We start from the raw sequence: 11,927 nt of genomic DNA on the forward strand, positions 1-11,927 counted from the left end.
TGAGCGGGCTCGATCATGCCGCTCGCACCTGACACCTACTCTTATCATTTCCGGCGAACCAACCCATTAGTATGGATAAGAACCAGAGAATTGTCCTGGTTGGGGGCGGTCTCATCACGCTCGCGCTCTTCTTCGTCGAGCCCTTCTTTGCCCTCATCGCGCTGGTCTGCGTGTTGGTCCTCCTGATGAGTCTCCGGATCATGGGGGATACCACCGACTACCCGCTCGTCACTGCAGACCTCTCGGAGAATGCCCGGGAGGTCGTCGTCACCAATACGGGAACCACGAGGGCGCAGAAGATTCACGTCGACCTCGTCCCGCTCAACATCGAGTTCGATATCGCCTCGCTCGACCCGGACGAGATCTCCCGGTTCGCTCTGGACACCATGATCTCTGAAGCAAAAGCGGTCGTCACCTACGAAAACCCCCGCGGAGAGGCGTTTAAGCGTTCCTACCCACTCTCGGCGCTCAGGGCCGGGCGCGACCCCACCGAACCGCTCTTCCCGATCTTCGGGAGCCGGTGAACGGAGACGGCGGGCGGAGTCCCCTCCCATAAGGGCCTTTTTTGAGGGGTCTCTGAAAGGCCCGGATACAGCGCCTCCGGGGGGGCGGGCCGTCTCCCCGCCGGCACCCGGGAGTCTCGACGAATCTTATTCGGCGAGGTACTCGAGTGTCCGTGCAAGCGCGGCCGTCAGTTCCTCTTCTTTCTGTGCATATTCAAACATCGCCCGGTAGAGCATGAAGACGAGGTCGTAGCCGTAGACGTCGAACGCCTCCTCCGGCGTGAGCGGGGCGAGGTAGGAGTCGATCCTGATCTCGGTGTTGGTGTACATCACCTCATAAAAGGCCCCGTCCTCACCGAGAACACATATCTGGGCGTCGACAGGCATGTTCGGGTCGTCGGGGCGGTACGGCAGCGGGTCGGTCTTCCCGAGAACGATCATCTTCTTCTCGTGGAACTCCTGGTCGTAGAGCTCTCCGGACGCCTCCCGCTTTGCGCGCCGGAGCATCTCAAGGCCGACTTTGCTGACGACCGGTGCCGTATCGGCGGCCATCTTCGCAAGGAGTGCTTCTCCGCTCTCCCGGAGTTCGGATGCCGAAGTCTCCTTCTTCGCCTGCAGGTCCCCGAGGGTCTCGAGGAGCCGGGTATATCCCTCTTCGATGATCGGATCCATTGCTCACCTAACTCTCGCGTGCGCCGGCATAAGCGCACCGGTTCGTCCCGCTACTTGCCCTGCCGGAGGCGTTTGACCCCGAGGGCGCCTGCATACGCGAAGGTGCTCACCAGGATGATCGTCGCCCCCGACGGGACGTTCAGGAGGTAAGATAGCCCTATCCCCGTCAGCGTGAAGACGATGCCGAGGACGACGGCGAGGAGCATCATGCTCCAGATCCGGGTGGTATAGAGGCGGCTGATCGCCGCCGGGAGGGTGAGGAGCGCGATCACCAGGATGATCCCCACCACCCGGATCAGCATCACCACCGTGAGCGCGATCAGCACGAGAAGGAGGAGGGAAAGCCGCTCGACCGGCAGGTTCATGACTGTCGCGTAGTCCGGGTCGAACGTGACCGCCTGGAGCTCCCGGTAGAGGCAGGCTACGACGGCGATGATGATGACCACGAGGGCAGCCATCAGCAGGATATCCCCCCGCGGCACGAGGAGGATGTTCCCGAAGAGGTAGGAGAAGAGGTCGGGAGCGAATCCCGGTGTCAGGTAGACGAAGAGGATCCCGATGGCCATCCCGAACGCCCAGACCGCACCGATGAGCGTGTCCATCTGCTGCCTGGCGCGGATCTCGAGAGCGCCCATCCCGAGCGCCGTCGCCACGGTGAACCCGGCGGCGCCGAGGAGCGGGTCTATCCCGAGGAAGTACCCGAGCCCGATCCCGCCGAAGGCCGCGTGGGAGATGCCGCCGCTGACCGAGACCATTCGCCGCACCACAACGTAGGTGCCGATGATGCCGCAGGCGATGCTCGCAAGCACCCCGGCGAGCAGGGCGTTCCTGAAGAACTCAAACCCGAGCACCTCGAACATGCTTAATCCTCCCGCGAGTGTTCCGAAAGGACCCGGTGCGGGACGCCGTGGGCGATCAGGTCCACCGGGCAGTGGTAGGCAGCCTCGAGCATATCCGGCGTGATCTCGTTCGTGTCGTGCGTGTAGAGGCGCCGATTCAGGCAGGCGACCCGGGTCACGTGCTCCGGGAGCACCCCGATGTCGTGGGTCACGAGGACGATCGCCATCCGGTCGCGGAGCCGGTCAAGGATCCCGTAAAACTGCGCCTCCGTGGGGGCGTCCACGTAGACTGTCGGCTCATCGAGGAGGAGCACCTTCGGGTCGCCGACGAGCGCCCGGGCGATGATCACCCGCTGCTGCTCCCCGCCCGAGAGGTCACGGATCTGCCGGTCACCAAGATGGCCGATCTGCAGGGTATCGAGCGCCTCCTCAGCGCGGGCATGGTCTTCTTCGCCATAGCGCCGTGGGCGGCGGGTGATGTGGCCGAGGCGGCCGGAGAGGACCATCTCCCGCACGGTGATGGGGTATTCAAAGTCAAACGTCCGGAACTGGGGGACGTAACCGAGGTGTTTGCGCATCTCCATCCCCGTGCCGCCGAGGATCCGGACCTCGCCCGCGGCGGGGGCGAGGAGGCCGAGGATCACCCGGAGGAGTGTCGTCTTCCCGCCGCCGTTCGGCCCGATGATCGCGTAGACGTCGTCCTGGCGGACGGTGAGGCTCACCCCCTCGAGCACGGTCTGACCACGCAGCCGGACCCAGACGTCGTCGACCTCGATCACCGGGCTGTTCATGGACTGCCGCTCCCTGCAAATGCCGAAGCCACGTACCGCGTGTTCGCGAGGTAATCCTTCTCAAGCGGGCTTATCGTCACCACGCTACCGCCGATCTCGTCTGCGATGACCTCGGCGCTCCGGGTGGAGTGTTCGGGCGAGGCGAATATCACCCGGATTCTCTCCTCCTTTGCCTGCATGATGAGGTGCTCCAGCCTCTGCGGGGAGGGCTCCTTCCCCTCATCCTCGATCGCGATCTCGGTAAGGCCATAGTCCCGGGCAAGATAGGCCCATGCCGAGTGGTCGACCATGACGGTCGTCACCCCTGACCCGGCGAGCAGAACGCCCGTCTCCGCGTCCAGGGTGTCAAGTGCCTCCAGGTAGGCATCGGCGTTCCGGCGGTAGTCGCCGGCGTTCTCCGGGTCGACCTCGATGAGCCCCTCGCAGATCTCCTCGACCATGACCTTCGCATTTCGCGGAGAGGTCCAGGTGTGCGGGTCGGTCCCCGTGCGGCCGTTCTCCCCGGTCGCTATCGGGTCGATGCCGCGCGAACAGTTGACGACCAGCATCCCGGGGTTCAGGGCGGCGATCTTATCCTTCCAGGCGAGTTCGAACTCTATCCCCGACCCCACCGCGGCATACATCTCCGCCTCCGCAACATCGGCGAGGACACCCGGCGGCGGTTCGTAGGTATGCGGGTCAGCCCCCTGCGGCACCAGGAGGACCACCAGGACGTGATCGCCCCCCACCCGTTCGACGAACTCCTGCTCCGGCGGTATGGTGACCGCGACGACGACCCGTCCGTCCTGCTGCCGCTCGGTCCCGGTGCATCCTGCCGTGGCCGCGGCCAGCAGGAGGAGGATGAATGCGGCTGCAACGACCGAGGTCGGCCTGTTATTCCCTCTCTTCTGCGATCTCATGCTCTTCCATCCTGAATTTGGTACTTACCTAAATTATGCACTGTGAGAGAAGTGATCACTCTGCCGTCACTCCTGGTGCTCGCCGGAGGGGCAACAGCAGCAGCGATCGTGCTCGATCTCCCCGCAGCCGCTCATTATCGGGTGTCCGAGCGATGTGCACATCCTGTTGATGAGGTCTTTTGAGAAGCACTGCTCGACCTTCTTTGCTTCACTGCAGGCTTCCTCGGGCTCAAGGCCGTAGCGGCTGAGGACCAGGGCAACGATCCGGTGGCGCCGGATCAGGAACCGGGCGTATTTAGATCCGAGACTGGTGAGTCTCACCCCGCGATAAGGCGAATGCTCGATGTATCCTGCTCTGGCAATCTCGGTGAGCGCCTTTGTCACCGTCGAGGGCGCGACCGAGAACTGTGCGGCGATCTCGTTCGTCTTCACGACGTCGCCCTGCATATAGATGTATTTGAGGTACTCGGCCTTCTTTGAGGAGAGCTCGTATCCGGTGATCCCCCGCATGGGAGGAGGATACGTTCTTCCTGGAGAAAAAGTTTCGGTGGGGCTAAACCTTGTGGCAGGCCCCGCCCGGGATCCGTTCGCCGGTGACGTAATGCCGCCGGTTCTCCCTGATCACCGCCCTCCCGGAGAATGCGAGCGGCAGGTCCTCTTCTATGATGACGTTGAGATAGCAGGGGTTACGGCAGACGGTCGACCCGGGTGTGTTCTTCTCGGTCGCAACAATCGGTGTCTCCCTCCCGATCCAGCGCTCGTTGTAGCGGTCGTAGATCCGGTTCGCTTCAGCGAGCAGCGCCCGGGACCGATCTTTTCGTATCCGCTCGGGGAGGTCCTTTAAGGCGGCGGCGGGCGTGCCCGGCCGCCGGGAGTAGCGGGTGATGTTCACCTTCACGAACGCCGCTCGTTTGAGAAGTTCGAGCGTCTCGCCGAACTCCTCGTCCGTCTCCCCGGGGAAACCGGTGATGAAGTCGGACGAGATCATCATATCCGGATAGCGCTCACGGAACGCATCGACGATCCGGAGAACGTCGGCCGCGTGGTAGCCGCGCTGCATCCGCTCGAGGACGGTATCGGAGCCCGACTGGACGGGGAGGTGGAGGAACCGGAAGACCTTATCGCTCGCGTAGGCCTCGACGAGGTCCTCGAGGATCGCAAGGACCGAGGCGGGGTGCATCATCCCCGGCCTGACCGCAAACTGCCCGGGAATCTCCCCGATAGCCTGCAGGAGATCGGGAAGCGACTCCCCCCGGTCGAGCCCCCAGGCAGCCACGTCCTGCCCGGTCAACTGGATCTCGTATGCCCCCGACGCGACAAGGCGCCGGACGGCATCGAGGATTGCCTCTTTAGGCGCGCTCGCAAGCCGCCCCCGTGCGAGCCGGGTGATGCAGTAACTGCACCGGCCGACGCACCCGCTTGCGATCTGCACCACGCCGATTGCTCCTGCTCCCGGGGTGCCGACACCGTCGGATCGCTTGTGAATCTCGTCCGGGTGGATGACCTGCGGCGTGCAGACCGTCCTGATCTTTTCCATCTGGACGAGCGGCATGCACCCGGTCACGTAGAGGTCGCGGTCGGCGAAGGCTGCCAGGCGCCGGAGCATCTTCCGTTCGGTCGCCTCGATCACCGTGCAGGTGTTGACGATCACGGTCTCCGCCTCATCCGGCCCGGTCAACGTGCAGCCGAGATCTTCCAGGATCGCTTCCAGTCTCCGGGTGTCGGCGTGGTTGTAGGTGCACCCGTAACTCTCGATGTAGATCCGTCTTCCTCGCAGGTCTTCCAGAGTGATGGTTTTTGACCCCCTTCGCGCAGCCGGTAACCGGTTCAACCTCTCGCGGTGGATCTTCCCGCCGTCTGGAGGATGCTCTATCCGGTTCCGGCCGGTTTTGCGCGCAGCACAATGCTTATCCGCTGGCATTACAATTTCTGTATTCGATGATAAAAATAGGGTTGCTGGGATGCGGCAACGTCGGGCGCATCATTGCCACGCACGCCGAGAGCATCCAGATCGTCGCTGTCTTCGATATCATCCCCGGGCGCGCTGAGGAACTGGCAGCGCTCTGCCATGCCCGGCCATACACGGACTTCGACGCTTTCATACAGGAAGACTTCTCGCTCGTCGTGGAAGCTGCCTCGGTCGGCGCTGTCAGGTGCTACGCGGAGGCAGTCCTCCAGTCGGGGAAGGACATCGTCATCCTCTCCGGGGGGGCTCTCGCGGACGAGAAGTTTCGCGAGCACCTCATCAATATTGCACGCGAATCAGGGAAGAAGATCCGCATTCCAAGCGGTGCCATCGTCGGGCTCGATAACCTCAAGATCGGTCAGATCTCGCCGCCGAGCAAACTGCTCCTGCGGACGACAAAACCCCCCGCATCGCTCGGGCTCTCCCTCACGGGCCGGACGGAGATATTCAAGGGACTGGCGAACGACTGCATCAAGCAATACCCGAAGAACATCAACGTCGCGATAGCGCTGGAACTCGCTGCCGGCAGGGACGCTGATGTGGAGCTCTGGGCCGATCCCGCAACGGAGAGGAACATCCACGAGTTGTTTGTCGAGGGTGATTTCGGAGACATCTATATCCGGGTCAGGAACGTTCCGAGCCCTGGCAATCCCGCCACGAGTTATATGGCGGCTCTCTCCATCCTGACGCTCTTGAAGAACCTCGAGAATCCTCTGGTGGTGGGGACGTAACGATGGAAGAGGAGATTCGCGCGCTCAAAGCCAGGAAGAACGCAGTCGTCATGGCGCATAACTATCAGCCCCTGGAGATCCAGAGACTCGCCGACGTCGTGGGTGACAGCCTTGAGATCGCGGTGAAGGCAAAGGAAGCCCGGGCAGACCTGATCGTCATCTGTGGTGTCCGGTTTATGGCTGAGACGGCCAAGATCCTCAATCCCGAGCGAAAGGTGATCCTCCCGGTGAAGGATGCGGGATGCCCCCTTGCCGACTTCCTGACCCCGGACCTGATCCGGGAGGCGAAAGAGCGCTACCCGGATGCGGCTGTCGTGGTCTACGTCAACAGCACGGCAGAGGTCAAGGCGCTCGCGGATATCACCTGCACCTCTGCAAACGCCGTTCGTGTCGTGGCGTCGCTTCCGAACGATACGATCCTCTTCGGACCGGATGCAAACCTTGCAGCATATGTCCAGCGGCACCTCCCCGAGAAGACGATCATCCCGGTGCCGCCCGGCGGCCACTGCTACGTCCACGCCGGGTTTACCCTTGCCGACATCGAAGCGGCCCGGAAGAGGGGTGCCACGATAGTCTGTCACCCCGAGTGCCCCCCGGAGATCCAGGAGCAGGCCGACCGGATCGCCTCCACGGGGGGCATGGTCCGGGAGGCTGCCGCGGGGGAAGGGCCCTGGTCGGTCTTCACCGAGCGGGAGATGGTCTCCCGCCTCCGGGTGCTCTATCCGGGCAGGGTCTTTTACGAGAAACCGGAGGCAGTCTGTGCGGATATGAAGATGACGTCCCTCGCCGACCTCCGGCGGGCGCTCGAGCGCGAGGAATATGAGATCGTCCTCTCCCCGGGGGTCATGGAACGGGCACGGCAGGCGATCGAGCGGATGATCGCCGTCGGGGCGTGAGTGCGCATGATCCCTATCGAGGACCTGCTCCGGTTCGTCCGGGAGGATGCGCCGTGGGGTGACGTCACCTCTGAAGCGGTCGTCCCCGACGTTGCCTGCCGGGCGGTGGTCCGGGCAAAGGACTCCGGGACCGTCGCGGGCCTTGCGGAGGCGCAGGCGCTCTTTGAGCACTTCGGGGTCACGGTTCGCGCGCGTTCTCTCGACGGCAAACCGGTCGCTCCCGGAGCGACCCTCCTCGAGCTCGACGGACCGGCGAGGGCGATCCTCCTCGTGGAGCGGACGGCGCTCAACATCATCGGGCGCATGAGCGGGATTGCGACCCGGACCCGGGAGGCGGTCGATGCCGTTCGGGCCGCCTCACCGGACGTGCGGGTTGCCGCGACCCGGAAGACCGCCCCGGGGCTGCGGATGCTGGACAAGAAAGCGGTGGTGCTCGGCGGGGGCGACCCGCACCGCTATACGCTCTCGGATATGGTCCTGATCAAGGATAACCACCTCGCGCTGGTGCCGCTCCCCGAGGCTGTTCGGAGGGCGAAGCAGCAGAGCCGCTACCGGATGGTCGAGGTGGAGGTCGAGACCATCGAGGACGCCATCACGGCCGCAGAGGCCGGTGCTGACCTTATTCTGCTTGACAACATGACCCCGGACGCGGTCGCCGGGACGGTCCGGGCGCTCACCGGGCGGGGTCTCCGCGAGCGCGTGACCCTCGAGGTCTCGGGTGGTGTTGACGCTGAGAACCTCGTCGGGTATGCCGCGACCGGGATCGAGATCATCAGCATGGGTGCACTCACCCATACCGTCAGGAACTTCGATGTGAGCCTGGACATCCTGGCGGGAGCGGGCACGGTCAGGCTCCCCTGACCGGCGCGGGCAACCCCGGGGAGAAGAGTGGATCTCAGGAGACCCCGGGGGTCTCCTCCATCGTGAGCTCGTCGAGGAACGGCATCACCCCTTTGACGTAGGGGACAGGTCTTCCCTGTATCTTGATCTGCCCATAGGCGACGACCTCGATGACCAGCGGGAGTTCGTCCAGGCGCCGGGTGAAGAGCGGGTCCGACTCGGCGGCGAACCGGAGGAACGCATCCAGCCTGATGAACGGGCGCTCAAGGTCCGGGACGTCGCCGTACTCCTGCAGGTCCTCTGGAAGCGTGGACGATCTGGCGAGGGCCTCTTCAAAGTAGAGGAAGACCTGGAAGTTGTTGCGCTTTCCCAGCCTGTCGAGTTCTCTGATATCGATCTTTGCTCCCGTGACGATACCGAGGCGTTCCAGGTCCGGCGGGAACGCCGTACCCTCCGGTGCACCGGTCGGACTCTCCATGGTATGGTAAGGGTGGGGATAGTAGAAAAATGCACCTCACGGGAGCACCTCCTCTATCGGGGCAAAACCTTATACTCCGGCGGTTCGATATGACCGCGAGGTGGCCGATGGCAGGGAAGGATTCGCTGCTGCCCGAAGGAGAGATCAGCGTCCTCAGCAGGGAGGAGAGACTCCACCGATACCTCTCGATGCTGGAGTCCGGAGACCTCAATGCCCGGTGGCGGGCCGCGGATGCTCTCGGGGAGCTCGGGGACCGCCGCGCGGTGCAGCCCCTGATCCGGGCGCTGGAGGACGAGCATGTCGATGTCCGGTGGAAAGCGGCGAGAGCGCTCGGGATCCTCGACGACCGCGAACCTGTGCTTCCGCTGATACGGAGCCTGGAGGACGAGAGTTCCTGGGTCCGGTCGGGGGCGGCGTGGGCGCTCGGAAACATCGGCGACCCCCGGGCTGTCGAGCCCCTGATCCGGGTGCTCGACGACGCAAAACCCCGGGTTCGGAGGACGGCGGCACGTGCGCTCGGCCGGATAGGGAACATGCGGGCCAGGGAACCTCTGGTGCGCCTCCTCGGCGATGCCGACCGCGACGTCAGGCTTGCTGCCCGGCAGGCGCTCGACGAGATCGGGACCGAGCGGGAGATCCCGAGCGTCTGACGGAGCCTCGGGGCTGCTACGAATCTGGTCGTTCTTCCCGGAAATCACCTCAGGGCCCGGAACGGGTTTCTGTCTGAGTCCGACGTTGCCGTCGCTCTCTCGTAGGGGTTTATTATAGAGTAACGACTTCTCTTATCTGATTGGGAGTTGCGATCAGTTTATATGCCAGACTGAGCGCTCCGGGAGGAGGTCAGATGGATCTGTTCATGAAATGCGCCATAGAAGAGGCCGAAGCAGGCCTGCAGGAGGGTGGAATACCCATAGGGTCGGTGCTGGTCCGTGATGGCAGGATCGTCGGCCGGGGGAGGAACCGCCGTGTCCAGGATAACGATCCCGTGCTCCATGCCGAGATCGACTGTTTGAGGAACGCCGGGAGGATCCAGAACTATGCGGAGTGCACGCTCTACTCTACGCTGATGCCCTGTTATCTCTGTGCGGGAGCAGCCGTTCAGTTCGGGATCGGGAAGGTCGTGGTCGGGGAGTCGGCAAACTTCCCCGGAGCGCGGGAGTTTCTTGAGTCGCACGGGATTGAAGTGCTCGATCTCGATCTCGACGTCTGCAAGGAGATGATGAGCAGGTTCATCGAGGAGCACCCCGACCTCTGGTACGAGGACATCGGGGAGTTGTGAGGCGGTTCATGGCTGAGAACAGATTGCTCCGTTACGGCATTGTTGCCGTCGCCTGCCTCCTCATCGGAGCCGGCATCGGTCTTGCAGTCGCGTCTCTCCTGACAATTCCCCCATACGGGGAGAGCACCGATAGGGATACGCTCTTTCAGGTCTCGACGATCGACGCGCTCCTGCAGGGCACCTACGACGGCAGCATGACGTTCGATGAACTCGCGAGGCACGGGGACTTCGGGATCGGGTGCGGCGACCGGCTCGACGGGGAACTCGTCGGTGTCGACGGCGAGTGGTACCTGGTCCGGGTCGACGGCCGGGCCTACCCGGTCGACGGGAGCGCGACGACGCCGTTTGCGGCCGCGACCTTCTTCGATCCGGACCTGACGACCACGATTGAGGCGCCGATGAACCTGACCGCTCTCCAGAACCGCGTGAGATCGGAGTTCCCTTCAGAGAACCTCTTCTACGGGATCAGGATGGACGGCACCTTCTCGCACGTGGTGACCCGGAGTGTGCCCGCCCAGGAGAAGCCTTATCCGCGGCTCGTCGATGTGACGGCAAACCAGACGGTCTTTACGTTCGAGAACATCACCGGAACCGCCGTCGGGTTCTGGACGCCGGCACTGGCGGAAGGGGTCAACGTCCCCGGCTACCACCTTCACTTCATCACCAGCGACCGCGCCGCCGGCGGCCATGTGCTTGATATGACCCTGGCGGAGGGCACGGTGCAGGTTGACACCACGACGAACTTCACCATGGCGTTCCCGTCCGGCGGTGACTTCTGGACGGTCGACCTCTCCGGCGATCTCTCGGAAGACCTTGAAGAGGTCGAGTAGGTTCGGGACGAACCCCTTATTTTATGGTGCGCTTTTGCTATCTTCCGCGGCCTCGCGTGCGATATTGATGGCGAAGCCCGTCTGATACATCCTGGTGGAAGGCGGAAACCCCTTCTCCTGTCCCTACCAATCCGGGGTATCTGGAATCCCCACTCGTAGACCTCCAGTTTTCTCATGCTCCCTCCGGTCGCACCCCACCTGGCCTTCGGCCTCCTCATTCGCACCTCCGGTGCTCGAACTCCGTTCCTTCGGAGCATCGCACCCTTCCTGAGGGGCAGGGCAGCCATGGCGATACCCTATGGAAAGCCGTATCCTCCAGAGCGAGTCGGGGCTCCACCCCATCTCCAGCATCTCCCCGTGCAGTGGACCGTGGGGGTATCGCCATTGGGGGAACGACGCTCCGCAGGAGCGGAGTTCGAGCACCGGAGGTGCGAAGTGGGGCTGACGGGGAGGGGGGAGTATCCCCCCTCCCCTGTCTCTATTGCATAGGGATACCCGTGGCCCCCACTCGAAGACCTCCAGTCTTCTCATACTCCGGACTCGAAGCCTGATGGCTTCTCAAACTCCTGCCGTTCCGGTAGTCGCATCCTACGGGCCGCCGCACCTCGCACCTTTGGTGCTCCTGCTCCGCTCTTTCGGGCATCGCACCCCGCCCGGCCTTCGCGACAACGCGAGAGGCAACAGCCAGGTGAACTACTCCAGCAATATAAGACCCTGCTACCCCAGGTGATTGGACCAGAAAAAAAGTGATTCACCGGACGACGAGCAGCGGCGGTCTGACCGCACCACCGATCTCTTCGAGCAGGGCGCTGATCCGGGCCTTCCCGCTCTTGCCGAACGCGCCCATGACGACCAGACTGTATGTGCCGGCGTTCGCTTCCCTGACGATCTCGTCCCCGGCGCGGCCTTCCACGATCTTTGAGGAGCACCGGAGCTTCTCGCCCGATGCACGGGCAAGAATGCTGCTCTGCTCATCCTGGATGTTCTTGTGCATATCCTCCCAGATCCGGCCTTCATAATCCTTCAGCTGGGCGCAGATGCCGCTCTGGGTGCAGAAGTTGAACGCCATCGCTTTGGCCTCCGCAATATCCAGCACCGAGAAGAGGACTACCTCGGCGTTCTTCCGCTTTGCCAGTTCAATCGCATGCAGAGCCGCTTTCTGGCTCCACTTCGAACCATCCATAAGCACGAGTATCTTCATGA

15 protein-coding genes are annotated in these 11,927 nt (G+C 63.3%); 7 read left to right on the forward strand and 8 right to left on the reverse strand.

Features of this window, described 5'->3' with window-relative positions:
- Positions 1-71: 71 nt before the first annotated feature.
- A complete protein-coding gene (locus V6K60_RS06355; RefSeq protein WP_332449670.1) occupies positions 72-524 on the forward strand; it encodes a hypothetical protein in 453 nt (150 codons plus the stop codon).
- A 126-nt stretch (positions 525-650) separates the two neighbouring features.
- Here the strand turns inward: V6K60_RS06355 and V6K60_RS06360 are convergent, their stop codons facing one another.
- From V6K60_RS06360 to V6K60_RS06385, 6 genes are all read right to left on the reverse strand, one after another.
- Positions 651-1,175 carry a hypothetical protein gene (locus tag V6K60_RS06360; RefSeq protein WP_332449671.1) on the reverse strand — a complete coding sequence of 175 codons (525 nt, stop codon included), beginning with the start codon at positions 1,173-1,175 and terminating at the stop codon, positions 651-653.
- A 50-nt stretch (positions 1,176-1,225) separates the two neighbouring features.
- Positions 1,226-2,035 carry a metal ABC transporter permease gene (locus tag V6K60_RS06365; protein WP_332449672.1) on the reverse strand — a complete coding sequence of 270 codons (810 nt, stop codon included), beginning with the start codon at positions 2,033-2,035 and terminating at the stop codon, positions 1,226-1,228.
- A 2-nt stretch (positions 2,036-2,037) separates the two neighbouring features.
- Positions 2,038-2,805, reverse strand: a complete 768-nt coding sequence (locus V6K60_RS06370; protein ID WP_332449673.1) for a metal ABC transporter ATP-binding protein — start codon at positions 2,803-2,805, stop codon at positions 2,038-2,040.
- On the reverse strand, positions 2,802-3,704 hold the full coding sequence (locus V6K60_RS06375) for a metal ABC transporter solute-binding protein, Zn/Mn family (RefSeq protein WP_332449674.1): 903 nt from the start codon (positions 3,702-3,704) through the stop codon (positions 2,802-2,804). The genes V6K60_RS06370 and V6K60_RS06375 overlap by 4 nt, the downstream gene beginning before the upstream one ends.
- Before the next feature lie 66 nt (positions 3,705-3,770).
- On the reverse strand, positions 3,771-4,214 hold the full coding sequence (locus tag V6K60_RS06380; RefSeq protein ID WP_332449675.1) for a metal-dependent transcriptional regulator: 444 nt from the start codon (positions 4,212-4,214) through the stop codon (positions 3,771-3,773).
- Between the two features lie 43 nt (positions 4,215-4,257).
- Positions 4,258-5,625 carry a MiaB/RimO family radical SAM methylthiotransferase gene (locus V6K60_RS06385; RefSeq protein ID WP_332449676.1) on the reverse strand — a complete coding sequence of 456 codons (1,368 nt, stop codon included), beginning with the start codon at positions 5,623-5,625 and terminating at the stop codon, positions 4,258-4,260.
- Between the two features lie 17 nt (positions 5,626-5,642).
- Here V6K60_RS06385 and nadX point away from each other — a divergent pair, with 17 nt between their 5' ends.
- The 3 genes from nadX to nadC are packed head-to-tail and all read left to right on the forward strand — an operon-like array spanning position 5,643 to position 8,158.
- On the forward strand, positions 5,643-6,401 hold the full coding sequence (nadX, locus tag V6K60_RS06390; RefSeq protein ID WP_332449677.1) for an aspartate dehydrogenase: 759 nt from the start codon (positions 5,643-5,645) through the stop codon (positions 6,399-6,401).
- A gap of 2 nt (positions 6,402-6,403) precedes the next feature.
- A complete protein-coding gene (nadA, locus tag V6K60_RS06395; RefSeq protein ID WP_332449678.1) occupies positions 6,404-7,297 on the forward strand; it encodes a quinolinate synthase NadA in 894 nt (297 codons plus the stop codon).
- A gap of 6 nt (positions 7,298-7,303) precedes the next feature.
- Positions 7,304-8,158, forward strand: coding sequence for a carboxylating nicotinate-nucleotide diphosphorylase (gene nadC / locus V6K60_RS06400; RefSeq protein ID WP_332449679.1), 855 nt, complete (start codon positions 7,304-7,306; stop codon positions 8,156-8,158).
- A 34-nt stretch (positions 8,159-8,192) separates the two neighbouring features.
- On the opposite strand, the gene V6K60_RS06405 is transcribed toward nadC, so the two are convergent.
- A complete protein-coding gene (locus V6K60_RS06405) occupies positions 8,193-8,615 on the reverse strand; it encodes a hypothetical protein (RefSeq protein WP_332449680.1) in 423 nt (140 codons plus the stop codon).
- Between the two features lie 89 nt (positions 8,616-8,704).
- Here V6K60_RS06405 and V6K60_RS06410 point away from each other — a divergent pair, with 89 nt between their 5' ends.
- From V6K60_RS06410 to budA, 3 genes are all read left to right on the forward strand, one after another.
- A complete protein-coding gene (locus tag V6K60_RS06410) occupies positions 8,705-9,265 on the forward strand; it encodes a HEAT repeat domain-containing protein (RefSeq protein ID WP_332449681.1) in 561 nt (186 codons plus the stop codon).
- A gap of 194 nt (positions 9,266-9,459) precedes the next feature.
- Positions 9,460-9,894 (forward strand): nucleoside deaminase, encoded by a 435-nt coding sequence (locus tag V6K60_RS06415; protein WP_332449682.1) that lies wholly within the window; start codon positions 9,460-9,462, stop codon positions 9,892-9,894.
- An 8-nt stretch (positions 9,895-9,902) separates the two neighbouring features.
- Positions 9,903-10,724 (forward strand): acetolactate decarboxylase, encoded by an 822-nt coding sequence (gene budA, locus V6K60_RS06420; RefSeq protein WP_332449683.1) that lies wholly within the window; start codon positions 9,903-9,905, stop codon positions 10,722-10,724.
- A gap of 751 nt (positions 10,725-11,475) precedes the next feature.
- Here budA and V6K60_RS06425 read toward each other — a convergent pair.
- Positions 11,476-11,925, reverse strand: a complete 450-nt coding sequence (locus V6K60_RS06425) for a universal stress protein (RefSeq protein ID WP_332449684.1) — start codon at positions 11,923-11,925, stop codon at positions 11,476-11,478.
- Positions 11,926-11,927: the final 2 nt, after the last annotated feature.

It is taken from the genome of Methanoculleus sp. (assembly GCF_036677455.1).
GTDB lineage: Archaea > Halobacteriota > Methanomicrobia > Methanomicrobiales > Methanoculleaceae > Methanoculleus.